The organism is Rhizobacter sp. Root1238, from assembly GCF_001425825.1.
In the GTDB taxonomy this organism is placed as follows: Bacteria; Pseudomonadota; Gammaproteobacteria; order Burkholderiales; family Burkholderiaceae_C; genus Rhizobacter.
Genome location: NZ_LMDM01000010.1, coordinates 56,253 through 81,675, shown reverse-complemented (window position 1 = coordinate 81,675; position 25,423 = coordinate 56,253). Strand labels below are relative to the sequence as shown.

Annotated in this window: 25 protein-coding genes and 1 tRNA gene; 22 read left to right on the top strand and 4 right to left on the bottom strand. The window is 66.9% G+C overall.

All coding sequences use genetic code 11. From position 1 onward, the window contains the following. Positions 1-19: 19 nt before the first annotated feature. From ASC98_RS10355 to ASC98_RS10345, 3 genes are all read right to left on the bottom strand, one after another. Positions 20-1,243 carry a CmpA/NrtA family ABC transporter substrate-binding protein gene (locus ASC98_RS10355; protein WP_369820486.1) on the bottom strand — a complete coding sequence of 408 codons (1,224 nt, stop codon included), beginning with the start codon at positions 1,241-1,243 and terminating at the stop codon, positions 20-22. A 288-nt stretch (positions 1,244-1,531) separates the two neighbouring features. After that, complete coding sequence (locus tag ASC98_RS10350) at positions 1,532-2,182, bottom strand: ANTAR domain-containing response regulator (RefSeq protein WP_056807962.1); 651 nt, start codon at positions 2,180-2,182, stop codon at positions 1,532-1,534. Between the two features lie 64 nt (positions 2,183-2,246). Beyond that, positions 2,247-2,540: a hypothetical protein gene (locus ASC98_RS10345; RefSeq protein ID WP_157598296.1), complete on the bottom strand. Its 294-nt coding sequence runs from the start codon at positions 2,538-2,540 to the stop codon at positions 2,247-2,249. Between the two features lie 184 nt (positions 2,541-2,724). Between ASC98_RS10345 and tsaD the strand changes: the two genes are divergently transcribed. Beyond that, the gene (tsaD, locus tag ASC98_RS10340; RefSeq protein WP_056807958.1) at positions 2,725-3,783 is read left to right on the top strand and encodes a tRNA (adenosine(37)-N6)-threonylcarbamoyltransferase complex transferase subunit TsaD; all 1,059 of its coding nucleotides are present in this window, start codon (positions 2,725-2,727) and stop codon (positions 3,781-3,783) included. Here tsaD and ASC98_RS10335 read toward each other — a convergent pair. Beyond that, on the bottom strand, positions 3,776-4,204 hold the full coding sequence (locus ASC98_RS10335) for an Hsp20/alpha crystallin family protein (protein WP_056807956.1): 429 nt from the start codon (positions 4,202-4,204) through the stop codon (positions 3,776-3,778). The two genes, tsaD and ASC98_RS10335, sit on opposite strands and share 8 nt — an antisense overlap. Positions 4,205-4,297: 93 nt before the next feature. Between ASC98_RS10335 and ASC98_RS10330 the strand changes: the two genes are divergently transcribed. The 21 genes from ASC98_RS10330 (at position 4,298) to ASC98_RS10230 (ending at position 25,422) form a co-directional block, all read left to right on the top strand. Continuing rightward, a complete protein-coding gene (locus ASC98_RS10330) occupies positions 4,298-5,581 on the top strand; it encodes a branched-chain amino acid ABC transporter substrate-binding protein (protein ID WP_056807954.1) in 1,284 nt (427 codons plus the stop codon). Positions 5,582-5,636: 55 nt separating this feature from the next. After that, positions 5,637-6,788: a pyridoxal phosphate-dependent aminotransferase gene (locus ASC98_RS10325; RefSeq protein ID WP_056807952.1), complete on the top strand. Its 1,152-nt coding sequence runs from the start codon at positions 5,637-5,639 to the stop codon at positions 6,786-6,788. Between the two features lie 127 nt (positions 6,789-6,915). After that, positions 6,916-7,185, top strand: a complete 270-nt coding sequence (gene rpsO, locus ASC98_RS10320; protein WP_047502936.1) for a 30S ribosomal protein S15 — start codon at positions 6,916-6,918, stop codon at positions 7,183-7,185. Positions 7,186-7,392: 207 nt separating this feature from the next. Beyond that, the gene (gene pnp, locus ASC98_RS10315; protein WP_056807949.1) at positions 7,393-9,507 is read left to right on the top strand and encodes a polyribonucleotide nucleotidyltransferase; all 2,115 of its coding nucleotides are present in this window, start codon (positions 7,393-7,395) and stop codon (positions 9,505-9,507) included. Between the two features lie 70 nt (positions 9,508-9,577). Next, a complete protein-coding gene (locus ASC98_RS10310; RefSeq protein WP_056807948.1) occupies positions 9,578-10,564 on the top strand; it encodes an NAD(P)H-quinone oxidoreductase in 987 nt (328 codons plus the stop codon). A gap of 23 nt (positions 10,565-10,587) precedes the next feature. Beyond that, positions 10,588-11,328 (top strand): triose-phosphate isomerase, encoded by a 741-nt coding sequence (gene tpiA, locus ASC98_RS10305; RefSeq protein WP_056807946.1) that lies wholly within the window; start codon positions 10,588-10,590, stop codon positions 11,326-11,328. Positions 11,329-11,359: 31 nt separating this feature from the next. Further along, on the top strand, positions 11,360-11,791 hold the full coding sequence (gene secG / locus ASC98_RS10300) for a preprotein translocase subunit SecG (protein WP_056807944.1): 432 nt from the start codon (positions 11,360-11,362) through the stop codon (positions 11,789-11,791). Between the two features lie 154 nt (positions 11,792-11,945). Then, positions 11,946-12,030, top strand: a tRNA-Leu gene (locus ASC98_RS10295). 61 nt (positions 12,031-12,091) lie between these two features. Then, complete coding sequence (locus ASC98_RS10290; RefSeq protein WP_056807942.1) at positions 12,092-12,451, top strand: NADH-quinone oxidoreductase subunit A; 360 nt, start codon at positions 12,092-12,094, stop codon at positions 12,449-12,451. Between the two features lie 108 nt (positions 12,452-12,559). Then, complete coding sequence (locus ASC98_RS10285; RefSeq protein WP_056807940.1) at positions 12,560-13,036, top strand: NADH-quinone oxidoreductase subunit B family protein; 477 nt, start codon at positions 12,560-12,562, stop codon at positions 13,034-13,036. A gap of 8 nt (positions 13,037-13,044) precedes the next feature. Next, complete coding sequence (locus tag ASC98_RS10280; RefSeq protein WP_056807937.1) at positions 13,045-13,641, top strand: NADH-quinone oxidoreductase subunit C; 597 nt, start codon at positions 13,045-13,047, stop codon at positions 13,639-13,641. A gap of 24 nt (positions 13,642-13,665) precedes the next feature. Further along, positions 13,666-14,922, top strand: a complete 1,257-nt coding sequence (locus tag ASC98_RS10275; protein WP_056807936.1) for an NADH-quinone oxidoreductase subunit D — start codon at positions 13,666-13,668, stop codon at positions 14,920-14,922. After that, the gene (gene nuoE, locus ASC98_RS10270) at positions 14,919-15,401 is read left to right on the top strand and encodes an NAD(P)H-dependent oxidoreductase subunit E (protein ID WP_056807934.1); all 483 of its coding nucleotides are present in this window, start codon (positions 14,919-14,921) and stop codon (positions 15,399-15,401) included. Before ASC98_RS10275 ends, nuoE begins: the two co-directional genes overlap by 4 nt. A 12-nt stretch (positions 15,402-15,413) precedes the next feature. Next, the gene (gene nuoF / locus ASC98_RS10265; protein ID WP_056807932.1) at positions 15,414-16,781 is read left to right on the top strand and encodes an NADH-quinone oxidoreductase subunit NuoF; all 1,368 of its coding nucleotides are present in this window, start codon (positions 15,414-15,416) and stop codon (positions 16,779-16,781) included. 18 nt (positions 16,782-16,799) lie between these two features. After that, complete coding sequence (gene nuoG / locus ASC98_RS10260; protein WP_056807929.1) at positions 16,800-19,121, top strand: NADH-quinone oxidoreductase subunit NuoG; 2,322 nt, start codon at positions 16,800-16,802, stop codon at positions 19,119-19,121. A 7-nt stretch (positions 19,122-19,128) separates the two neighbouring features. Continuing rightward, entirely contained in the window at positions 19,129-20,193 is a 1,065-nt protein-coding gene (nuoH, locus tag ASC98_RS10255; protein ID WP_056807927.1) for an NADH-quinone oxidoreductase subunit NuoH, read from the top strand. Between the two features lie 12 nt (positions 20,194-20,205). After that, on the top strand, positions 20,206-20,703 hold the full coding sequence (nuoI, locus tag ASC98_RS10250) for an NADH-quinone oxidoreductase subunit NuoI (protein WP_056807925.1): 498 nt from the start codon (positions 20,206-20,208) through the stop codon (positions 20,701-20,703). A 135-nt stretch (positions 20,704-20,838) separates the two neighbouring features. Beyond that, positions 20,839-21,513 (top strand): NADH-quinone oxidoreductase subunit J, encoded by a 675-nt coding sequence (locus tag ASC98_RS10245; RefSeq protein ID WP_056807923.1) that lies wholly within the window; start codon positions 20,839-20,841, stop codon positions 21,511-21,513. Beyond that, positions 21,510-21,836, top strand: a complete 327-nt coding sequence (gene nuoK / locus ASC98_RS10240) for an NADH-quinone oxidoreductase subunit NuoK (RefSeq protein WP_056807921.1) — start codon at positions 21,510-21,512, stop codon at positions 21,834-21,836. The genes ASC98_RS10245 and nuoK overlap by 4 nt, the downstream gene beginning before the upstream one ends. A 7-nt stretch (positions 21,837-21,843) precedes the next feature. Next, on the top strand, positions 21,844-23,922 hold the full coding sequence (gene nuoL, locus ASC98_RS10235) for an NADH-quinone oxidoreductase subunit L (RefSeq protein ID WP_056807920.1): 2,079 nt from the start codon (positions 21,844-21,846) through the stop codon (positions 23,920-23,922). Positions 23,923-23,946: 24 nt separating this feature from the next. After that, positions 23,947-25,422 (top strand): NADH-quinone oxidoreductase subunit M, encoded by a 1,476-nt coding sequence (locus ASC98_RS10230; protein WP_056807918.1) that lies wholly within the window; start codon positions 23,947-23,949, stop codon positions 25,420-25,422. Position 25,423: the final 1 nt, after the last annotated feature.

Here is a 25,423-nt window from a genome sequence, read left to right as displayed (position 1 = left end):
GCGTTCTCCTGGGCGGCCCTCAGGCCTTGATCTTGAAACCGTCGGCGTACTTGACCGGGTCCTTGCCGTCCCAGACGATGCCGTCGATCAGCTTCGCGCTGCGCAGCGGCTCCTTCGGCACGCTGATCTTCATCGCGCCCGCGGCCTGCTTGTAGAGCTCGATCTGGTTGATCTGCTTCGCGACGCCGAGGTAGTCCGGATGGTCTTTCAGCAGGCCCCAGCGCTTGTGCTGCGTCAGGAACCACATGCCGTCGCTCAGGTACGGGTAGTTCACCGCACCGTCGTTGAAGAACTTCATGTGGTTGGGGTCGTCCCAGGTCTTGCCGAGGCCGTTCTGGTAGCGGCCCAGGATGCGCTGGTTGATCGCGTCGACGCCGGTGTTGACGTACGACTTGTCGGCCACCGTCTCGGCCATCTTCAGCTTGTTCTGCAGGCTCGCGTCGATCCAGCGGCTCGCCTCGATCACCGCCATCATCACGGCGCGTGCGGTGTTCGGGTACTTCTTGACGAACTCGCCGGTGGTGCCGAGCACCTTCTCGGGGTGGTCCTTCCAGATGTCCTGCGTGGTCACCGCGGTGATGCCGATGCCGTCCATGATCGCGCGGTGGCCCCAGGGCTCGCCGACGCAGTAGCCGTCCATGTTGCCGACGCGCATGTTGGCCACCATCTGCGGCGGCGGCACGGTGATGACCTTGGCATCCTTCATCGGGTTGATGCCGACGCTCGCGAGCCAGTAGTACAGCCACATCGCGTGCGTGCCGGTCGGGAAGGTCTGCGCGAAGGTGTACTCGCGCTTGTCGGCGGCCATCACCTTGGCGAGCGACGCACCGTCGACCGCGCCCTTGTCGGCCAGCTTCTTCGACAGCGTGATCGCCTGGCCGTTGTTGTTCAGCGTCATCAGCACGGCCATGTCCTTCTTCGGCCCACCGACGCCCAGGTGCACGCCGTAGACCAGGCCGTACAGCACGTGCGCCATGTCGAGTTCGCCGTTGACCAGCTTGTCGCGCACGCCGGCCCACGAGGCTTCCTTGGTCGGGATGATCTTGACGCCGTACTTCTTGTCGAAGCCGAGCACCGAGGCCATCACGACCGATGCGCAGTCGGTCAACGGGATGAAGCCGATGCGCACTTCTTCCTTCTCGGGCTTGTCCGAGCCCTGGGCGTACACGGCGCTTTGCAGCCCGGGCACGAGGCCGGCTGCACCGCCGGCGGCAGCGGCTTTGATCAGGGTTCGGCGGCTCATCAGGTTCTTTCGCGTGAGTGGGCTTGTCATGGCGTGGCTCAGGTTCTCGGAAAGCAAAAACAAAAAGGCGTCCGCACGGTGCAGGCAGGGCCTGTCACGTGGGGACGCCATCGTCCGACCCGCCTCGCGCCAACCTTGGTGCGTGCGGATGTCTGTGGAAGATCGCCGTTGACCTTCCGCAAGGGCTTACGCAAGCGGCGTGCCACCGCGGTCTTCCCGGGCGCAGGGCCGGGTGGCGATGCTGCGATGCACCAAGTGCGCCGCTCGCCGCACTGCCGGAGTGCGCGTTCAGCCCAGCAGGTCGGAAACGTCGAGGATGCGCTGCGCCACGTCGGCCAGCCGCAGGCCCTTGTCCATCGCGGCCTTGCGCAGCCGCGCATACGCGGCTTCTTCGCTCAGCCCCTGGCGCGACATCAGCAGGCCCTTCGCGCGGTCGATCAGCTTGCGGTCCGACAGCTCGGTGCGCGCATCGGCCAGTTCGCGGCGCAGGCCTTCTTCATGCCGGAAGCGCGCCATCGCGACATCGAGCACCGGCTTCACCCGCTCCGGCGCGAGCCCGGCGACCACGTAGGCGGTGACGCCGGCGGCGATCGCATCGGGCACGTGGCTGGTGTCGTCGTCGTCGGTGAACAGCACGATCGGCCGGCGCGCATCGCGAGTGGCCATCACGACATGCTCCAGCGTGTCGCGCGCCTGGCTTTCGGCGTCGATGATGATCATGTCGGGCTGGATCTGCGCCAACCGGTCCGGCAGGTAGACGTCGGCCGGCAGCACCGCGACGATGTTGTAGCCGTTCTCCAGCAGCCCGATGCGCAGCGCCCGCGAGCGCTCGGCCTCGATCGGGTCGGGCGCGCCTTCGCTGCCGTCGGGGGCGAGCGTGTCGGGGGCAACGATGACGATGCGCAGGACCGGGGCGGTCGGCGCGCGCGGCGGCTTCATGGCGACGAGCGCAGCAACATCCGCGCCACGCGGTGGGCGCGGCGTGTGCCGGATCGCCGGAAAATCAGCGCTCGTGCGGTGTGGTGTGCAGTGCGCGGCGGATCCAGCCGCCCAGCGGCCGCAGCGAGTCGAACACCGAATCGGTGTGCGGCTCGTCGAACTCCCGCTCTTCCAGCAGTCCCTGCGCTTCCAGCGCGTCGATGAAGAGTTGCACCTCCTGGCGCTTCAGCCCGGCGATGGACGCCAGCTGCTCCAGCGTCATGTGCCGGTGCGACATGTCGCTCAGCATCCGGCGATACGCAGTGCGATGGAACGGCGCGGGTAGCTCCGTCCAGGCCAACAGGCGGTATTCCTTCATGGGGGTTCCCTAACGACGTTGTTGTAGTTGGCAGTTGCTTCGGTGCACTGCTCGGGGTCGGAGGGTAGTCGCCCGCGGCCGAACGGGGAAGGGGGTCGGATAGGGATAAAGGGTAAACCCTTGTGTCGGCCGTGACGGATTTGGCGGAGACGGGTCGCTCGGGCGCGCTGGCTACACTCGCCGGATGAAGGTCCTGGGCGTGGAATCATCGTGTGACGAAACGGGCGTGGCGCTGGTGGAGGCCGGCCCGGCGGGGATGCCGACCCTGCTGGCTCACGCGCTGCACAGCCAGATCGCGATGCACCAGGCCTATGGCGGCGTGGTGCCTGAGCTGGCCTCGCGCGACCACATCCGCCGCGTGCTGCCGCTGACCGAGCAGGTGCTGCACGAGGCCGGCGCGTCGCTGGCCGATGTCGACGTGGTGGCGTTCACGCGTGGGCCGGGCCTCGCCGGGGCGCTGCTGGTCGGGGCCGGTGTCGCCTGCGCGCTGGCCGCGGCGCTCGGCAAGCCGGTGCTCGGCGTGCACCACCTCGAAGGCCACCTGCTGTCGCCGTTCCTCGCGAGCGATCCGCCGGAGTTTCCGTTCGTCGCGCTGCTGGTGTCGGGCGGGCACACGCAGCTGATGCGGGTCGACGACGTCGGCCGCTACGAGTTGCTCGGCGAAAGCATCGACGATGCGGCCGGCGAAGCCTTCGACAAGTCGGCCAAGCTGCTCGGCCTGGGCTACCCGGGCGGGCCGGCGCTGGCGCAGCTGGCCGAATCGGGTCGGCCGGATGCCTATGCGCTGCCGCGGCCGCTGCTGCACAGCGGCGACCTCGATTTCTCGTTCGCCGGGCTGAAGACCGCGGTGATGACGCAGCTGCGCAAGCTCGGTGACACGCCGACCGACGTGCAGCGCGCCGACGTGGCCGCGTCGACGCAGGCCGCGATCGTCGAGGTGCTGCTGAAGAAGTCGCTCGGCGCGCTGAAGCAGACCGGGTTGAAGCGGCTCGTCGTCGCCGGCGGGGTCGGTGCCAACAGCCGCCTGCGTGCGCAGTTGAACGCCGAATGTGCGAAGCGCCAGGTCAGGGTGCATTACCCCGAACTGGCGCTGTGCACCGACAACGGCGCGATGATCGCGCTGGCTGCCGCGATGCGCCTGCAGCGCGGCGCGACGGCCGGCCACGACTACGGCTTCGACGTGAAGCCGCGCTGGCCGCTGGCGTCGCTGGCCGCGGCCGACGCGCCGGCCGCGATCAGCTGATGCTGATCTGCGTCGCGCCGGTCGGCACGCGCTTCGCGAGCGTCAGCGTCAGCACGCCGTTCTCGAACTTCGCGCTCGAGTTCGCCTGGTCCACTTCGGCCGGCAGCGCGACGGTGCGGGCGTAGTGCGCGGCGGCGCGCTCGCGGTACAGCACGCGCTCGCCTTCCTTCGCATCGGCGGTCTTCGCGTCGCCGGCTTCCAGCGTCACGCGGCGGCCTTCCACCGAGACCTTCAGCTGGTCCTTCGCGAGGCCCGGCAGGTCCAGCGTCAGCGTGTACGCGGTATCGCTCTCGACGACGTCGAGGGCCGGCACGCGCGGCTGGGCCGGTGCGGGCGGCAGGCGGTCGGCGAACAGGTGATCGAAAGCGCGCTCCAGCGAGGTGGCACGGCGCGACGACAGCGAGGGGGTCAGAACGAACATGATGGCTCCTACAATCCATTCAATCGCTGCACAGCGCAGCAACCATGCCGCTGAAACTTGGAGCGGCATTTTTGTTTTCAAGTGGGTTGAAAAATGCAGATCGCGGATTGGGTGAAGCGCTGCGGCGCACTGCTGGCGTGGTGTGCGATGGCGGGGCAGGGCGTCGCGGCGCCTGCACCGGAGCCGGTGCGCGTCGCGCTGATCGAAGGCCTGTCCGGTTCGTTCGCGAATGCCGGCGAGGCGGTCTCGCGCAACCTGCTGTGGGCCGTCGAGCGGGTGAACCAGCGCGGCGGCGTGAAGCTGCCGGATGGCCTCCATCCGCTCGAGCTGGTGCGCTTCGACAGCAAGGGCAGCAACGAAGAGGCGCTGTCGCTGCTGCGCGCGGCCATCGACCAGAAGATCGGCTTCGTGATGCAGGGCAACAGCTCGGCCACCGCAGCGGTGCTGATCGATGCGCTGAACAAGCAGAACCAGCGCGAGCCGTCGCGCCGCGCGATCTTCCTGAACTACTCGGCCGTCGACCCGGCGCTGACGAACGAGAAATGCAGCTTCTGGCACTTCCGCTTCGATGCGCATGCCGACATGCGGCTGCAGGCGCTGACCGACGTGCTGGCGGCCGATGCGCGCGTCAAGAAGGTCTACCTGATCGGCCAGGACTACAGCTTCGGCCAGAGCGTGCTGCGCCAGGCGCGCACGATGCTCGCGGCCAAGCGGCCGGACATCGAGATCGTCGGCGACGAGCTGCACCCGCTCGGCCGCATCAAGGACTTCCTGCCGTACGCCGCGAAGATCAAGGCGAGCGGCGCGCAGGCGGTGCTCACCGGCAACTGGGGCAACGACCTGACGCTGCTGATCCGCGCCGGGCGCGAGGCCGGGCTCGACGCGCGCTTCTACACCTTCTACGGCAACGCGCTCGGCGCGCCGGCGGCGATCGGCGAGGCCGGTGTCGACCGCGTGCTGGCGGTGGCCGAATGGCATCCGAACCTCGGTGGTGCGGCGTCGGACAAGTTCTACGCGGGCTTCCGCGAGCGCTTCCCGAATCCGCAGGACGACTACGTGCACATGCGCATGCAGGCGATGGTCGAGATGCTGGCTTCCGCGATCGAGAAGGCCGGCAGTGCCGACCCGCTGGCGGTGGCGCGTGCGCTCGAAGGCCTGAAGCTGGACCCGCGCCACCTCGGCGGCTTCCACCATGGCACGATGCGCGCCGCCGATCACCAGTTCGAGCAGCCGCTGGTCGTCAGCGTGATGCAGCGCGTCGGCAGCCCCGGCGTGCGCTTCGACAACGAGGGCTCCGGCTACGGCTTCAAGACCGTGTTGCAGCTCACCGAGTCCCAGACCGAGATGCCGCACCGCTGTGCGATGGAGCGGCCGTGAGCCCGCCGGGCCGCCCCAAGGCGAACACCGCAGTGCGAAGCACGAAGGAGTCCTGATGAGAGATGTGATCCGCCAGCTGCCTGCATCGAAGATCCGCGAGGTCGCGAACGCGGCGATCGGTCGCACCGACGTGCTGCCGTTCTGGTTCGGCGAGAGCGACGAGCCGACGCCGGACTTCGTCACCGAAGCGGCGGTCGCCTCGCTGCGCCGCGGCGAGACGGCCTATGCGCACAACCTCGGCCTGCCCGAATTGCGCGAGGCGCTGGCCGCCTATGCGAGCGCGCTGCACCGGCCGGTCGATGCCGGCCGCATCGCGGTGACGTCGTCGGGCGTCAACGGGCTGATGATCGCGACGCAGGCGCTGGTCGGCGCCGGCGACGAGGTGGTTGCGGTGGTGCCGGTGTGGCCGAACATCACCGCGCAACCGGCGATCCTCGGGGCGGACGTGAGGCGGGTGTCGCTGCAGGTGCGCGACGGCGCGTGGCAACTCGACCTCGACCGCCTGCTGGCCGCGATCACCGACCAGACCCGGCTGCTGCTGGTCAACGCGCCGAACAACCCGACCGGCTGGACGATGACCCGCGCCGAGCAGCAGGCGGTGCTCGACCACTGCCGCCGCACCGGCACCTGGATCGTCGCCGACGAGGTCTACGAGCGGCTGTACTACGAGCCGGGTCAGGCTGCGGCGCCGAGCTTCCTCGACATCGCCGAGGCCGACGACCGGCTGGTGGTCGCGCACAGCTTCTCGAAGAGCTTCCTGATGACCGGCTGGCGGCTCGGCTCGCTGGTCGTGCCGGCCGCGCTGACCGCCGACATCGGCAAGCTGATCGAGTTCAACACCTCGTGCGCACCGGTGTTCGTGCAACGCGCCGGCATCGCGGCGCTGCAGGGCGCCGCCGACTTCGTGCCGGGCCTGATCGGCCGGCTGAAGACCTGCCGCGACACGCTGGTGCCGCGCCTGCAGGCCTTGCCGGGCGTCACGCTCGCGCTGCCGGCGGGCGGCATGTACGCGTTCTTCCGGGTCGACGGCGAAGACGATTCGCTGGCGCTGGCGAAGCGGCTGGTCACCGGCGTCGGGCTGGGTCTCGCGCCCGGGGCGGCCTTTGGCGACGAGGCTGAAGGCTGGCTGCGCTGGTGCTTCGCGTCGCGCGACCCTGAGCGGCTGGTCGACGGGGTGGAGCGGCTGAAACGCGCGTTGAGGCTATAATCGACGGGCTTTGCGCTCTGAACCCTTCGGTGCGTGAAGCAAGTCGCACGGCGCGGGTCAGTTTCACCCGCGACCGCAAGTAGCAACCTCCCGCCCAGCAACGTGGCGGGATCATCAGGAAACTGACATGTCCGTCGCAGATCTGAACAAGGCCGAGATCGTCAAGGCCAATGCCCGCAGCGCCAACGACACCGGGTCCCCCGAAGTGCAAGTGGCCCTGCTGACCGCCCGCATCAACGAGCTGACCCCCCACTTCAAGCTGCACCTGAAGGACCACCACGGTCGGCGCGGCCTGCTGAAGATGGTCAACACCCGCAAGAGCCTGCTGGCCTACCTGCGCAAGACCGATGCCGACCGCTACACCGCGCTGATCCAGAAGCTGGGTCTGCGCAAGTAATCCGCGAATGAAAGCCGAGAGCCTGTCTGGATCACCAGCACAGGCTCTTTGCGCTTTTGGAGCTGAGCACCCACAGATGACGATGTGTCATTCCACCAGCGTTCAAGGACACGAGCGCCGCTGGAATGGCATCGCGCCAGGTTGCCGCAGTTCCGGGTGCAAAGGCGCCGCCCTCACCTGGCGCTGACAACAAACCGGAGAAAAGACATGAGCATGTTCAACAAAGTCACCAAGACCTTCCAATGGGGCCAGCACACGGTCCGCATGGAAACCGGCGAGATCGCCCGCCAGTCGAGCGGTGCCGTGCTGGTCGACATCGAGGACACCGTGATCCTCGCCACCGTGGTCGGTGCCAAGAATGCGAAGCCTGGCCAGGATTTCTTCCCGCTGACCGTCGACTACATCGAGAAGACCTACGCCGCCGGCAAGATCCCCGGCAGCTTCTTCAAGCGTGAAGGCCGCCCGAGCGAACTCGAGACGCTGACCTCGCGCCTGATCGACCGCCCGCTGCGCCCGCTGTTCCCCGAAGGCTTCTACAACGAAGTCCAGGTCGTGATCCACGTGCTGTCGCTGAACCCGGAAGTCTCGGCCGACATCGCCGCGCTGATCGGCTCGAGCGCCGCGCTCGCGATCTCCGGCATCCCGTTCAACGGCCCGATCGGTGCCGCGCGCGTCGGCTACGTCAACGGCCAGTACGTGCTGAACCCGGGCAAGACCCAGCTGCTCGATTCGCAGATGGACCTGGTCGTCGCCGGCACCGAAGCCGCCGTGCTGATGGTCGAATCCGAAGCCCAGCAACTGAGCGAAGAAGTGATGCTCGGCGGCGTGGTCTACGGCCACGACCAGAGCAAGATCGCCATCGCCGCGATCAACGAACTCGTGCGTGACGCCGGCAAGCCGACCTGGGACTGGGCCGCGCCCGCCAAGGACGAAGCCTTCATCGGCAAGGTCACCGGCCTGGCCGAAGAGAAGCTGCGCGCCGCCTACCAGATCCGCTCGAAGCAGGCCCGCACGCAGGCCACGCGCGAAGCCACCGCGTCGGTCGTCGCCGCGCTGACCGCCGAAGGCGTCGTGGTCGACAAGGTCAAGGTCGACAACGTGCTGTTCGACATCGAAGCCCGCATCGTGCGCAGCCAGATCCTGCAGGGCGAGCCCCGCATCGACGGCCGCGACACCCGCACCGTGCGCGCGATCGAGATCCGCAACGGCGTGCTGCCGCGTGTCCACGGCTCGGCGCTGTTCACCCGCGGCGAGACGCAGGCGCTGGTCGCCGCGACGCTCGGCACCGACCGCGATTCGCAGAAGATCGATGCACTCGCCGGCGAGTTCAGCGAGCACTTCATGCTGCACTACAACATGCCCCCGTTCGCCACCGGCGAAACCGGCCGCGTCGGCACCCCGAAGCGCCGCGAGATCGGCCACGGCCGCCTGGCCAAGCGCGCGCTGGTCGCGGTGCTGCCGGACCGCGTCGAGTTCCCGTACTCGATGCGCGTCGTCTCCGAGATCACCGAATCGAACGGTTCGTCGTCGATGGCCTCGGTGTGCGGCGGCTGCCTCGCGCTGATGGACGCCGGCGTGCCGCTGAAGGCGCACGTCGCCGGCATCGCGATGGGCCTGATCAAGGACGGCAACCGCTTCGCGGTGCTGACCGACATCCTCGGCGATGAAGATCACCTGGGCGACATGGACTTCAAGGTCGCCGGCACGACCGCCGGCGTGACCGCGCTGCAGATGGACATCAAGATCCAGGGCATCACGAAGGAAATCATGCAGGTCGCGCTGGCGCAGGCCAAGGAAGCCCGCCTGCACATCCTCGGCAAGATGACCGAAGCGATGGGCGAAGCCAAGACCGAGGTCTCGCAGTTCGCACCGCGCCTGTACACGATGAAGATCAACCCGGAGAAGATCCGTGACGTGATCGGCAAGGGCGGCGCGACCATCCGTGCGCTGACCGAAGAAACCGGCACCACGATCGACATCGGCGAAGACGGCACGATCACCATCGCGTCGGCCGACTCCGACAAGGCCGCCTACGCGAAGAAGCGCATCGAAGAGATCACCGCCGAAGTCGAAGTGGGCAAGGTCTACGAAGGCCCGATCACCAAGCTGCTCGAATTCGGTGCGCTGGTCAACCTGCTCCCGGGCAAGGACGGCCTGCTGCACATCAGCCAGATCGCGCACCAGCGCGTCGAGAAGGTCACCGACTTCCTGAAGGAAGGCCAGATCGTCAAGGTCAAGGTGCTCGAGACCGACGAGAAGGGCCGCGTCAAGCTGTCGATGAAGGCCCTGATCGACCGCGACCAGGCGCCTGCGCAGGAATGATGACCGGCCGCGCGGCCGCTGCGTCCCGACGCGGTGGCCGTGTGGCGGCGTCCTGCCCACCGAGCTTCCGATGAAAGCCATCGCGATCACCTCCCCCGGCGCGCCCGACGTGCTGCGTGCCATCGAGCGCGCGGCACCGGTGCCTGCGGCCGGCGAGTTGCTGATCCGTGTGGCTGCATCGGGCGTCAACCGGCCCGACGTGCTGCAACGCAAGGGGTTGTACCCGGTGCCGCCGGGGGCGTCCGACCTGCCGGGGCTGGAGGTCGCGGGCGAGGTGGTCGACGGTGATGCGGCGGCGATGTCGGCCGCCGGCATCGCGATCGGCGACCGCGTCTGTGCGCTGGTGGCCGGTGGCGGCTATGCCGAGCTGTGCGTCGCGCCGGTCGGCCAGTGCCTGCCGGTGCCGAAGGGCTTCAGCGACATCGAGGCCGCGAGCCTGCCCGAGACCTTCTTCACCGTCTGGTCGAACGTGTTCGACCGCGCGCACCTGCAGCCCGGCGAGACGCTGCTGGTGCAGGGCGGCACCAGCGGCATCGGCGTCACCGCGATCCAGCTGGGCAAGGCGTTCGGCGCGCGCGTGATCGCAACGGCAGGCAGCGACGAGAAGTGCGCCGCCTGCGTGTCGCTCGGCGCCGACCACGCGATCAATTACCGCACGCACGACTTCGTCGCCGAAGTGAAGCGGGTCACCGACGGCCGCGGCGCCGACGTGATCCTCGACATGGTGGCCGGCGACTACCTCGCGCGCGAACTGCAGTGCCTGGCCGACGACGGCCGCATCGCGTTGATCGCGGTGCAGGGCGGTACCACCGCGCAGATCGACGCCGGTGCCGTGCTGCGCCGTCGCCTGACCATTTCGGGTTCGACGCTGCGCCCGCGTTCGGTCGCGTTCAAGACCGCGATCGCGAAGGCGCTGCGCACGCACGCATGGCCCTGGCTCGAAGCCGGTCGCGTGAAGCCGGTGATCCACCAGGTGTTCCCGGCCGCGCAGGCGGCCGAGGCCCACGCGCTGATGGAATCGAACCAGCACATCGGCAAGCTGGTGCTCACATGGTGAGCATCCAACAAGGAGCTTCGGGCATGCGTCGCAAACTCGTCGTCGGCAACTGGAAGATGAACGGCGGCCGCGTGGCCAATGCCGAGCTGCTGGCCGGGCTGGTCGAAGCCGGCCCGTTCGATGCCGACGTTGCGGTCTGCGCGCCGTTCCCGTACCTGGGCGAGGTCGCGCTGTCCTTGCAGGGCCATCGCCTGGCCTGGGGCGCACAGGACTGCTCGAAACATGAAAGCGGCGCCTTCACCGGCGAGGTGTCGGCGTCGATGCTGGCCGAGTTCGGTTGCCGCTACGTGATCGTCGGCCATTCGGAGCGCCGTGCTCTGCATGCCGAGTCCGATCAACTGGTGGCCGACAAGGCGAAGGCGGCGTTGGCCCACAAGCTGACGCCGATCGTCTGCGTCGGCGAGACGCTGGCCGAGCGCGAAGCCGGCCAGACCGATGCGGTGGTCAAGCGCCAGCTGTCGGCAGTGATCCACACGCTCGCGCACTGCATCTCGCAGGTCGTCGTGGCCTACGAGCCGGTGTGGGCGATCGGCACCGGCCGCACCGCGTCGCCCGAGCAGGCGCAGGCGGTGCATGCGCTGCTGCGCGCGCAACTGCACGCGGCGACGCAGAAGTCCGACGAGATGTTGTTGTTGTACGGCGGGAGTGTGAAAGCCGACAACGCCGCCAGCCTGTTTGCCCAAGCCGACATCGACGGCGGGCTGATCGGCGGGGCGTCACTGAAGGCCGCGGATTTCGCGGCCATTTGCAAAGCCGCGGCCTGACCGCGCGAATGATTTTTCTGGAGCAAGAACAATGCAAGTGCTGTTGAATTTCGTCGTGGCCATCCAGATGCTGGCGGCCCTGATCATGATCGGCCTGGTGCTGGTGCAGCACGGCAAGGGGGCCGACATGGGCGCCTCGTTCGGCAGCGGCTCGTCCGGCAGCCTGTTCGGTGCCACCGGCAGCGCGAACTTCCTGTCGCGCTCGACGGCGGTGTGCGCGGCGGTCTTCTTCGTCTGCACGCTGACGCTCGCGTACTTCTCGCACGAGCGCGCAAGCGCCTCGCCGTCGTCGAGCTCGACCATCCTCGACCGCGCGCCCGGCATCGCTGCAAGCGCTCCCGCCGGTGGTGCGTCGGGTGCGGCTTCCGGTGCCTCGGCCCCGGCGGACGCCGCCTCGGCGGTGGTCGTGCCGGCCGCGCCGGTGCAGGCCGCGTCGGGCGCGGGCGCGATCCCGACCAAGTGATTCGCATCAAGGACCTTTGCGGGTATCCGACTGTCGTGCTGCACTACGGTGCACAGCGCGTAAACCCGGGGTCTTTGAGGTTAGAATTTGCGGCTGCCCGGTAAGCCAGTCCTCATGCCAACCGGGCAGCAAAATTGATGAGTGTTTGAAAAAAGCCGTCGTGGTGAAATTGGTAGACACGCTATCTTGAGGGGGTAGTGGCGAAAGCTGTGCGAGTTCGAGTCTCGCCGACGGCACCAGATCTTTGAACGAGGCACTTACCCAGTGCCTCGTTTGTTTCAAGACCGCTCAAACCACACCATGAACCTCGCTCCCTACCTGCCCGTCATCCTGTTCATCCTGGTCGGCGTAGGGGTAGGCGTAGCGCCTCAGGTGCTCGGTTTCCTGCTGGGTCCGCACAAGCCGGACACCGCGAAGAATTCCCCCTACGAATGCGGCTTCGAGGCCTTCGAAGACGCGCGCATGAAGTTCGACGTGCGCTACTACCTCGTCGCGATTCTCTTCATCCTGTTCGACCTCGAGATTGCATTTCTCTTTCCGTGGGCGGTGTCGCTCAAGGAAATCGGTCCGGCAGGCTTCTGGTCGATGATGGTGTTCCTGGGAATCCTCGTCGTCGGCTTTGCCTACGAGTGGAAAAAAGGCGCCCTTGACTGGGAGTGATGTGAACCCCTCGTCCGACGAGTACGTCGGCCGATCCCCCAAGGGGATGCGGGCCGGCTTGGGGCGGCCCGGCGCTCGGCCCGTCTCGCTAACGGCAGGAATTGGACTATGAGTATCGAAGGTGTTCTGAAAGAAGGCTTCGTCACCACCAGCGTCGACACGCTGATCAACTGGTCGAAGACCGGTTCGCTGTGGCCCATGACCTTCGGTCTGGCCTGCTGCGCGGTGGAAATGATGCACGCGGGCGCCGCCCGCTACGACATCGACCGCTTCGGCATGCTGTTTCGTCCCAGCCCGCGCCAGAGCGACCTGATGATCGTCGCCGGCACGCTGTGCAACAAGATGGCGCCGGCGCTGCGCAAGGTCTACGACCAGATGGCCGAGCCGCGCTGGGTGCTGTCGATGGGCTCGTGCGCCAACGGCGGCGGCTACTACCACTACAGCTATTCGGTGGTGCGCGGCTGCGACCGCATCGTGCCGGTCGACGTCTACGTGCCCGGCTGCCCGCCGACCGCCGAGGCGCTGCTGTACGGCGTGCTGCAGCTGCAGACCAAGATTCGCCGCGAAAACACCATCGCCCGCTGAAAGCCCGCATGAGCAAACTCGACACCCTGCAGGCGGCGCTCGAAGCGGCCTTTGCCGGCAAGATCAAGCGCCTGGTGCGCGACCGCGGCGAACTCACGCTGACCGTCACCGCCGAGCACTACGCCGCCGTCGCGCTCGCGCTGCGCGACGACCCGGCGCTGCGCTTCGAGCAGCTGGTCGACCTGTGCGGCCTCGACTATTCGTCGTACAAGGACCAGCCGAACGAAGGCCTGCGCTACTGCGTCGCGTCGCACCTGCTGTCGATCACGCACAACTGGCGGCTGCGCCTGAAGGTGTTCGCGCCCGATGACGACCTGCCGATGGTGGCCTCGGTCAACGAGGTCTGGAACTCGGCCAACTGGTTCGAGCGCGAGGCCTTCGACCTGTACGGCATCCTGTTCGACGGCCACGTCGACCTGCGCCGCATCCTGACCGACTACGGCTTCATCGGCCACCCGTTCCGCAAGGATTTCCCGACCACCGGCCATGTCGAGATGCGCTACGACCCCGAGCAGAAGCGCGTGATCTACCAGCCGGTGACGATCGAGCCGCGCGAGATCACGCCGCGCATCATTCGCGAAGACAACTACGGCGGGCTGCACTAGAGGCTCGCGCCTCGAGGCGATGACATGGCTGAAATCAAGAACTACACGCTCAATTTCGGACCCCAGCACCCGGCAGCCCACGGCGTGCTGCGGCTCGTGCTGGAGCTCGATGGCGAAGTGATCCAGCGCGCCGATCCGCACATCGGCCTGCTGCACCGCGCGACCGAGAAGCTGGCCGAAAGCAAGACCTACATCCAGTCGCTGCCCTACATGGACCGCCTCGACTACGTGTCGATGATGTCCAACGAGCATGCGTACTGCCTGGCCATCGAGCGCCTGCTGGGCGTCGACGTGCCGCTGCGCGCGCAGTACATCCGCGTGATGTTCGCCGAGCTGACCCGCATCCTGAACCACCTGCTGTGGCTGGGCGCGCACGGGCTCGACTGCGGTGCGATGAACATCCTCATCTACTGCTTCCGCGAGCGCGAGGACATCTTCGACATGTACGAGGCGGTGTCGGGCGCGCGCATGCACGCGGCCTACTTCCGCCCGGGCGGCGTCTACCGCGACCTGCCCGATGCGATGCCGCAGTACAAGGCATCGAAGGTCCGCAACGCGAAGACCATCGGCCGCCTGAACGAGAACCGCCAGGGCTCGCTGCTCGATTTCATCGAGGACTTCAGCAAGCGCTTCCCGAAGAACGTCGACGACTACGAGACGCTTCTCACCGACAACCGCATCTGGAAGCAGCGCACCGTCGGCATCGGCGTCGTGTCGCCCGAGCGTGCGTTGAACCTCGGCTTCAGCGGCGCGATGCTGCGCGGCTCGGGCATCGCCTGGGACCTGCGCAAGAAGCAGCCCTACGACGTCTACGACAAGATGGACTTCGATGTGCCGGTCGGCGTCAACGGCGACACCTACGACCGCTACCTGGTGCGCGTCGAGGAGATGCGCCAGGCCAACCGCATCGTGCAGCAATGCGTCGACTGGCTGCGTGCCAACCCGGTCGGCCCGGTCATCACCGCGAACCACAAGGTGGCGCCGCCCGGACGCGTCGAGATGAAGTCCAGCATGGAAGAGCTGATCCACCACTTCAAGCTCTTCACCGAAGGCTTCCACGTGCCCGAAGGCGAAGCCTACGCGGCGGTGGAACACCCGAAGGGCGAGTTCGGCATCTACATCGTCAGCGACGGTGCGAACAAGCCGTACCGCCTGAAGATCCGCGCCCCCGGCTTCGCGCACCTGGCAGCCCTTGATGAGATGGCCCGTGGCCACATGATCGCCGACGCCGTCGCGGTCATCGGCACGATGGACATCGTGTTCGGAGAAATCGACCGATGATTTCGGAATCGACCCGCGTCCGCTTCGACCGCGAAGTGGCCAAGTACCCCGCCGACCAGAAGCAGTCCGCCGTGATGGCCTGCCTGGCCATCGTGCAGCAGGAGCAGGGCTTCGTCTCGGCCGACAGCGAGAAGCTGGTCGCCGAGTACCTCGGCATGCCGCCGATCGCGGTGCACGAGGTGACGACCTTCTACAACATGTACAACCAGCAGCCGCGGGGCACCTTCAAGCTCAACGTCTGCACCAACCTGCCGTGCCAGCTGCGCAGCGGCCAGACCGCGCTCGAGCACCTGTGCAGCCGGCTCGGCGTCGACGAAGGCGGCACCACCGCCGACGGCCTGTTCACCGTGCAGAAGAGCGAATGCCTGGGCGCCTGCGCCGATGCGCCGGTGATGCTGGTCAACGACCGCCAGATGTGCAGCTTCATGGACGAGCAGCGCCTCGACGAGCTCGTCGACACGCTGCGCGCGGCGAAGTAAACGGAACGAACCATGTCGCAACCCTTGTTGGACCTCTCGAAGTTCCAGGCCACCGGCGCCGAGACCTGCTTCCACGGCCGCCACATCGGCGCGCAGATCTATGCCGACCTGAACGGCCGCAACTGGTCGCTGAAGGACTACGTCGCGCGCGGCGGCTACCAGGCGCTGCGCAAGATCCTGACCGGCGAGTTCCAGGGCGCCACCGGCGAGCCGATGACCCCCGAGCAGGTCATCGCCGAAGTCAAGACCTCCGGCCTGCGCGGCCGTGGCGGCGCGGGCTTCCCGACCGGCCTGAAGTGGAGCTTCATGCCGCGCCAGTTCCCGGGGCAGAAGTACCTGGTGTGCAACTCGGATGAAGGCGAGCCGGGCACCTGCAAGGACCGCGACATCCTGATGTTCAACCCGCACATCGTCATCGAAGGCATGGCGATCGCCGCGTTCGCGATGGGCATCACGGTCGGCTACAACTACATCCACGGCGAGATCTTCGAGGTGTACGAGCGCTTCGAAGCCGCGCTCGAAGAAGCCCGCGCGGCCGGCTTCCTCGGCGACAAGATCCTCGGCTCCAACTTCAGCTTCCAGCTGCACGGCGCGCACGGCTTCGGCGCCTACATCTGCGGCGAAGAGACCGCGCTGCTCGAATCGCTCGAAGGCAAGAAGGGACAGCCGCGCTTCAAGCCGCCGTTCCCGGCCAGCTACGGCCTGTACGGCAAGCCGACCACGATCAACAACACCGAGACCTTCGCCGCGGTGCCGTGGATCATCCGCAACGGCGGCCAGCCCTACCTCGAGATCGGCAAGCCGAACAACGGCGGCACCAAGATCTTCTCGGTGGTCGGCGACGTCGAACGCCCCGGCAACTTCGAGGTGCCGCTGGGCACGCCGTTCTCGAAGCTGCTCGAACTCGCCGGCGGCGTGCGCCAGGGCCGCACGCTGAAGGCGGTGATCCCCGGCGGCTCGTCGGCCCCGGTGCTGCCGGCGGCCATCATGATGGACACGACGATGGACTACGACGCCATCGCGAAGGCCGGCTCGATGCTCGGCTCCGGCGCCGTCATCGTGATGGACGACTCCCGCTGCATGGTCAAGAGCCTGCTGCGCCTGTCGTACTTCTACATGCACGAGAGCTGCGGCCAGTGCACGCCGTGCCGCGAAGGCACCGGCTGGCTGTTCCGCATGGTCGACCGCATCGAGCACGGCCAGGGCCGCATGGAAGACATCGACCTGCTGAACTCGGTGGCCGACAACATCCAGGGCCGCACCATCTGCGCGCTCGGCGATGCGGCGGCGATGCCGGTGCGCGCGATGATCAAACACTTCCGTGATGAGTTCATCCATCACATCGAGCACAAGACCTGCGCGGTCAAGGTGCACGCCTGACCTGCTGGGCTTTCTCACATGATTGAAATCGAACTCGACGGCCAGAAGGTCCAGGTCACCGAAGGCAGCATGGTGATGCATGCGGCCGACAAGGCGGGCACCTACATCCCGCACTTCTGCTACCACAAGAAGCTGTCCATCGCGGCCAACTGCCGCATGTGCCTGGTCGACGTCGAGAAGGCGCCGAAGCCGATGCCCGCCTGCGCCACGCCGGTGACGCAGGGCATGATCGTCCGCACCAAGAGCGACAAGGCGCTGAAGGCCCAGCAGGGCGTGATGGAGTTCCTGCTGATCAACCACCCGCTCGACTGCCCGATCTGCGACCAGGGCGGCGAATGCCAGCTGCAGGACCTGGCGGTCGGCTACGGCGGGTCGTCGTCGCGCTACACCGAAGAAAAGCGCGTCGTCTTCCACAAGGACGTCGGCCCGCTGGTCTCGATGGAAGAGATGAGCCGCTGCATCCACTGCACGCGCTGCGTGCGCTTCGGCCAGGAAGTGGCGGGCGTGATGGAGCTCGGCATGATCCACCGCGGCGAGCACTCCGAGATCACCACGGTCGCCGGCGACACCATCGACAGCGAGCTGTCGGGCAACATGATCGACATCTGCCCGGTCGGCGCGCTCACCAGCAAGCCGTTCCGCTACAGCGCCCGCACCTGGGAGCTGTCGCGCCGCAAGAGCGTCAGCCCGCACGACGGCACCGGCGCGAACCTGATCGTGCAGGTCAAGAACAACAAGGTGCTGCGCGTCGTTCCGCTGGAGAACGAAGACATCAACGAATGCTGGCTGGCCGACCGCGACCGCTTCTCGTACGAAGCCGTCAACAGCGAGCAGCGCCTGACCGCACCGATGATCAAGCAGGGCGGCGAATGGAAGACGGTCGACTGGACCACCGCGCTCGAGTACGTGGCCAAGGGCCTGTCGCAGATCAAGGCCGACCACGGCGCGAAGAGCATCGGCGCCGTCGGCTCGGCGCATGCCACCGTCGAAGAGCTGCACCTGCTCGCGAAGCTGGTGCGCGGCCTGGGCAGCGAGAACATCGACCACCGCACGCGCCATGCCGATTTCCGCAGCGCGGGCGAAGCCGGCGTGCGCTGGCTCGGCACCAGCATCGCATCGCTGTCGGCGCTGCAGCGCGTGCTGGTCGTCGGTTCGTTCCTGCGCAAGGACCACCCGCTGTTCGCGCAGCGCATCCGCCAGGCCGCCCGCAAGGGCGCCAAGGTGCACAGCCTGCACGCGCTGGCCGATGACTGGCTGATGCCGATGGCCAGCCAGCAGGCGGTGGCGCCGAGCGGCTGGGTCGGTGCGCTGGGCGCGATCGCCGCGGCCGTGGCGGCCGCGAAGGGCGTCGCTGCGCCGTCGTCGTTCGTGGCGACCGATGCCGCCAATGCGGTTGCAGCCTCGCTGCTGAGCGGCGAACGCAAGGCCGTGCTGCTCGGCAACGCCGCCGCGCAGCATCCGCAAGCCACCGAACTGCTGGCCCTGGCCAACTGGATCGGCGCGCAGACCGGCGCCAGCGTCGGCTACCTGACCGAAGCCGGCAACAGCGTCGGCGCGCAGCTCGTCAATGCGCTGCCGGGTGCCAGCGGCCTGAACGCCGGCGAGATGCTCAGCGGTTCGCTGCGCGCCTGCCTGCTGCTGAATGTCGAGCCGGAGTTCGATGCCGCCAACCCGGTGGTCGCGAAGACGGCACTGCAATCGGCCGACATGGTGGTTGCGCTGACCTCGTTCAAGGACGCGGCGCTCGACGTCGCCGACGTGCTGCTGCCGATCGCGCCGTTCACCGAAACCTCGGGCACCTTCGTCAACGCCGAAGGCCGCGTGCAGAGCTTCCACGGCGTCGTCAAGCCGCTGGGCGACGCCCGCCCGGCCTGGAAGGTGCTGCGCGTGCTCGGCAACCTGCTGGGCCTGAAGGGCTTCGACCAGGAGACCTCCGAAGAAGTGCGCGCCGAAGCGCTGGGCGATGTCGCCACGGTGGCCGCTCGCCTGAGCAATGCGACGACGCAGACCGCGTCGGCGACCGCAGCGGCGGGCACCGGCATCGAACGCATCGCCGACGTGCCGATCTATTCGGCCGACAGCCTGGTGCGCCGCGCGACGTCGCTGCAGCTGACCGCCGATGCCCGCCCGCCGGTCGCGTCGATCGGCAGCGCACAGTGGTCGCAGCTCGGCCTGAAGGACGGCGACACCGTGCGCGTCTCGCAAGGCGGCGCCGCCATCACGCTGCCGGCGCGCCTCGATGCGGGCCTCGCGGCCGGCACCGTGCGCGTTCCCGCCGGCCATGCGCTGACCGCCGCGCTCGGCGCGATGTTCGGCCCGCTGTCGATCGAGAAGGCCTGAGCACACCATGATCGATACCTTCAACCTCTACGGCACCCAGTACCTGGGGGCGGCCTGGCCGGTGGTCTGGACGCTGATCAAGATCATCGTCGTCGTGCTGCCGCTGCTGGGCTGCGTCGCCTACCTCACGCTGTGGGAACGCAAGGCCATCGGCTGGACGCAGATCCGCCCGGGTCCGAACCGCGTCGGCCCGTGGGGCCTGCTGACGCCGATCGCCGATGCGGTCAAGCTGATCTTCAAGGAGATCATCCTGCCGACCGCGGCGAACCGGCCGCTGTTCCTGATCGGCCCGGTGATGACGATCATGCCGGCGCTGGCCGCCTGGGCCGTCGTGCCGTTCGGCCCCGAAGTGGCGCTCGCCAACATCAACGCCGGCCTGCTGTTCCTGATGGCGATCACCTCGCTCGAGGTCTACGGCGTGATCATCGCCGGCTGGGCGTCGAACTCGAAGTACGCGTTCCTCGGCGCGCTGCGCGCGTCGGCGCAGATGGTCAGCTACGAGATCGCGATGGGCTTCGCGCTGGTCGTCGTGCTGATGGTCAGCGGCAGCCTGAACATGACCGACATCGTGATGGGGCAGGGCAAGGGGTTCGCCGCGACCCACGGCTTCACGCTGTTCTCGTGGAACTGGCTGCCGCTGCTGCCGATCTTCGTCGTCTACTTCATCTCGGGCCTCGCGGAAACCAACCGCCACCCGTTCGACGTCGTCGAAGGCGAATCGGAGATCGTCGCCGGCCACATGGTCGAGTACTCGGGCATGTCGTTCGCGATGTTCTTCCTGGCCGAATACGCGAACATGATCCTGGTGTCGATCCTGTGCGTCACGCTGTTCCTCGGCGGCTGGCTGTCGCCGCTCGACTTCGCGCCGTTCACCTGGATCCCGGGCTGGATCTGGCTGGGCCTGAAGACCTTCGTCGTCGTGACCATGTTCCTGTGGGTGCGCGCGACCTTCCCGCGCTACCGCTACGACCAGATCATGCGGCTGGGCTGGAAGATCTTCATCCCGGTCACGCTCGTGTGGCTGGTGGTCGTCGGGCTGTGGCTGCAGTCCCCGCTCAGCCTCTGGAAGTAAGGAGAGAAGACCATGTCTGCAGTGGCCTCCATCAAGGACCTGTTCTCGAGCTTCATGCTCACCGAGCTGTTCAAGGGCCTGGCCCTGACCGGCCGGCATTTCCTGTCGCCGCACATCACCGTGCAGTTCCCGGAAGAAAAGACGCCGGCATCGCCGCGCTTTCGCGGCCTGCATGCGCTGCGCCGCTACGACAACGGCGAAGAGCGCTGCATCGCCTGCAAGCTGTGCGAGGCGGTGTGCCCGGCGATGGCGATCACGATCGAGTCCGACATCCGCGACGACGGCTCGCGCCGCACGACGCGCTACGACATCGACCTGACCAAGTGCATCTTCTGCGGCTTCTGCGAAGAGAGCTGCCCGGTCGACTCGATCGTCGAGACGCACATCTTCGAATACCACGGCGAAAAGCGCGGCGACCTGTACTTCACGAAGGACATGCTGCTGGCCGTCGGTGACCGGTACGAAGCCGAGATCGCCGCCAACAAGGAGGCAGACGCCAAGTACCGTTGACCCCCCCGAAGCGCCTTCGGCGCCTCCCCCCAGGGGGCACCGCCAGCGGCCCGGCAAAGCCGGTTCCGCGGCGGCCGCTGGGTAGGAAGCTCAGATGTGTTTTTGGGTGGAGCGATAGAAACTGGCAAAGCAAATATGGACATCCCGACCGCGCTTTTCTACATCTTCTCGGCCGTGCTGCTGGGAGCTTCGTTCCGCGTCATCACCGCGCGCAGCCCGGTGCATGCCGCGCTGTTCCTGGTGCTGGCCTTCTTCTCGGCCTCTTGCGTGTGGATGCTGCTGCATGCCGAGTTCCTCGCGATCTCGCTGGTGCTCGTCTACGTCGGCGCCGTGATGGTGCTGTTCCTGTTCGTCGTGATGATGCTCGACATCAACGTCGACGCGCTGCGCCAGGGCTTCTGGACCCACTTCCCGGTCGCGGCGCTGGTCGGCGTGGTCATCGCGCTCGAGATGGCCGCGGTGCTGATCCCCGGCTTCGACGTGCGCAGCGCGCCGGCGGCCGATGCCGCCGCGCTGCAGATGGGCAACACCAAGCTGCTCGGCATCCAGATCTACACGCACTACCTGTACCCGCTGCAGATCGCGGCCGTGCTGCTGCTGGTGGCGATCGTCGCGGCGATCGCGCTGACGCTGCGCCAGCGCAAGGATTCGAAGGCGATGGACCCGTCGCTGCAGGTCCGCGCAAAGAAGGCCGACCGCGTGCGCATCGTCAAGATGAAGGCCGAGGTCGAAGCCCCGCCGGCACCGCCCGCGTCGCTGGACAGCGCACCGCTGGTCGCAGGAGTTGCCAAGAAAGAAGCCAAGTCATGAGCACCTTCGCCCTCGGCCCGGTCACGCTGGGCCACTACCTGACGCTGGGCGCGATCCTGTTCGCGCTGTCGGTGATCGGCATCTTCCTGAACCGCAAGAACCTGATCGTGCTGCTGATGGCCATCGAGCTGATGCTGCTGGCGGTCAACCTGAACTTCGTCGCGTTCTCGCACTTCCTGGGCGACATGGCGGGCCAGGTGTTCGTGTTCTTCATCCTGACCGTCGCCGCGGCCGAGTCGGCCATCGGCCTGGCCATCCTCGTGGTCCTGTTCCGCAACCGCGCGACGATCAACGTCGACGAGCTCGACTCGCTGAAGGGCTGAGCACACCATGTCCGCACAACTCTCCCAGAACATGCTGCTCGCGGTGCCGCTGGCACCGCTGGTCGGTGCCGTCGTCGCCGGCCTGTTCGGCAAGCAGGTGGGCCGCCGCGGCGCGCACACCGTGACCATCCTCGGCGTGCTGATCGCCTTCATCATCTCGGCGATGACGCTGAAGGCGGTGGCCGTCGACGGCGCGCGCTTCAACGCCACCGTCTACGAGTGGATGACGCTCGGCTCGCTGAAGATGGAGATCGGCTTCCTGGTCGACGGCCTGACCGCGATGATGATGTGCGTCGTGACCTTCGTGTCGCTGATGGTGCACATCTACACCATCGGCTACATGGAGGAAGACCCGGGCTACCAGCGCTTCTTCTCGTACATCTCGCTGTTCACCTTCTCGATGCTGATGCTCGTGATGAGCAACAACATGCTGCAGCTGTTCTTCGGCTGGGAAGCGGTGGGCCTGGTGTCGTACCTGCTGATCGGCTTCTGGTTCACGCGGCCGACCGCGGTGTTCGCCAACATGAAGGCCTTCCTGGTGAACCGGGTCGGCGACTTCGGCTTCATCCTCGGCATCGGCCTGCTGCTGGCCTTCGGCAACACGCTGAACTACACCGAGATCTTCGCGAAGGCGCCCGAGCTGGCCAAGGCCGTGTTCCCCGGCACCGAATGGATGCTGCTGACGGTGGCCTGCATCTGCCTGTTCATCGGCGCGATGGGCAAGAGCGCCCAGGTGCCGCTGCACGTGTGGCTGCCGGATTCGATGGAAGGCCCGACGCCGATCTCGGCGCTGATCCACGCGGCGACGATGGTCACCGCCGGCATCTTCATGGTGGCGCGCATGTCGCCGCTGTTCGAGCTGTCCGACGTCGCGCTGAGCTTCGTGCTGGTGATCGGTGCGATCACCGCGCTGTTCATGGGCTTCCTCGGCATCATCCAGAACGACATCAAGCGCGTCGTCGCGTACTCGACGCTGTCGCAGCTCGGCTACATGACGGTGGCGCTCGGCGCGTCGGCCTACTCGGTCGCGGTGTTCCACCTGATGACGCATGCGTTCTTCAAGGCGCTGCTGTTCCTCGCGGCCGGCTCGGTGATCATCGGCATGCACCACGACCAGGACATCCGCAACATGGGCGGCCTGCGCAAGTACATGCCGATCACCTGGATCACGTCGCTGCTGGGCTCGCTGGCGCTGATCGGCACGCCGCTGTTCTCGGGCTTCTACTCGAAGGACAGCATCATCGAGGCGGTGCATGCAAGCCACCTGCCGGGTGCCGGCTTCGCATACATCGCGGTCTTGATCGGCGTGTTCGTCACGGCCTTCTATTCGTTCCGGATGTATTTCCTCGTCTTCCACGGCAAGGAGAACTTCCGCCACAAGCCGTTCCCCGGCGAGCACGACCACCACGACGACGAGCATGCGCACGACGCGCACGGGCACGATGCGCACGGCCACGCCGAGCCGCACGTCCACGTGCCGCACGAATCGCCGTGGGTCGTCACCGCGCCGCTGCTGCTGCTGGCGATCCCGTCGGTCGTGATCGGCTTCATGACAATCCAGGGCATGCTGTACGGCGGCTTCTTCGAGGACGCGATCTTCATCAACCCGGAAAAGCACCCGGCGATGGAAGAGATGAAGAACGAGTTCCACGGTGCCGTCGCGATGGCGCTGCACGGGCTGATGTCGCTGCCGTTCTGGCTGGCGCTGGCCGGCGTCGTCACCGCCTACGTGTTCTACATGGTCAAGCCGGCGATTCCCGCCTGGTTCAAGTCGAAGTTCGGCTTCGTCTACGCGATCCTCGAGAACAAGTACTTCTTCGATTGGTTCAACGAGAACGTGCTGTCGGCCGGCGCGCGCCTGCTCGGCCGCGGGCTGTGGAAGGGCGGCGACCAGGCCGTCATCGACGGCGTGCTGATCGACGGCTCGGCACGCGCGGTCGGTGCGTTCGCGTCGGTGGTGCGCGTCGTGCAGACCGGCTACCTCTACTGGTACGCGCTGGTGATGATCCTCGGCGTGATCCTCCTGATGACCTGGCAGCTGTGGGGACCGCTGATGAGCGCCGCCAGCAGCCTGTTCGGCAAGTAAAAAGCGGCACCGGAGAACAAGAACATGGGTTTGTTGAGCCTTGCCATCTGGCTGCCGATCGTCGCGGGCATCGTCCTGCTGCTGGTCGGCCGCGACGAGCACGCCAATGCGGTGCGCTGGATCGCGCTGGTCGCCGCGATCGCGAGCTTCGCGGTCACGATTCCGCTGATCACCGGCTTCGATGCCGGCACCGCCGCGATGCAGTTCCAGGAGAACCTGGACTGGATCGAGCGCCTGAACGTGCACTACCACCTGGGGGTCGACGGCATCTCGGTGTGGTTCGTGCTGCTGACGGCCTTCATCACGGTCATCGTCGTGATCGCCGCGTGGCAGGTGATCACCGAGCGCGTGAACCAATACATGGGCGCGTTCCTGATCCTGTCGGGGATCATGGTCGGCGTGTTCAGCGCGCTCGACGGCCTGCTGTTCTACGTGTTCTTCGAGGCCACGCTGATCCCGATGTACATCATCATCGGTGTGTGGGGCGGCCCGCGCCGGGTCTACGCGGCGTTCAAGTTCTTCCTGTACACGCTGGCCGGCTCGCTGCTGATGCTGATCGCGCTGATCTTCCTGTACTTCAAGTCGGGCGGCAGCTTCGAGATCCTCACGTGGCACAAGCTGCCGCTGAACATGAACGCGCAGACGCTGCTGTTCTTCGCGTTCTTCGCGGCGTTCGCGGTCAAGGTGCCGATGTGGCCGGTGCACACCTGGCTGCCCGACGCCCACGTCGAGGCGCCGACCGGCGGCTCGGTGGTGCTGGCGGCCATCATGCTGAAGCTCGGCGCGTACGGCTTCCTGCGCTTCTCGATGCCGATCGCCCCCGATGCGAGCCATGCGTACGACTGGTTCATCATCGCGCTGTCGCTGATCGCGGTCGTCTACATCGGGCTGGTCGCGCTGGTGCAGCAGGACATGAAGAAGCTGGTGGCCTATTCGTCGATCGCCCACATGGGCTTCGCGACGCTCGGCTTCTTCATCTTCAGCGAGCTCGGCGTCTCCGGCGCGCTGGTGCAGATGATCTCGCACGGCTTCGTGTCCGGCGCGATGTTCCTGTGCATCGGCGTGTTGTACGACCGGGTGCACTCGCGCGAGATCTCGAGCTACGGTGGCGTCGTCAACACGATGCCGAAGTTCGCCGCGTTGGCGGTGTTCTTCGCGATGGCCAACTGCGGCCTGCCGGGCACCGGCGGCTTCGTCGGCGAGTGGATGGTGATCCTCGGCGCGGTGAAGGCCAACTTCTGGCTCGGCGCGCTGGCCGCGACCACGCTGGTGTTCGGCGCCGCCTACACGCTGTGGATGGTCAAGCGGGTGTACTTCGGCCCGGTGGCCAACGAAGACGTGCGCGCGCTCGAAGACATCAACGCCCGCGAATTCCTGATGCTCGCGCTGCTGGCCGTGGCCGTGCTGTGGATGGGCGTGTACCCGAAGCCCTTTACCGACACCATGCACGTCAGCGTGACCGAACTGCTGAAGCACGTGGCCGTCTCGAAACTGAATTGAA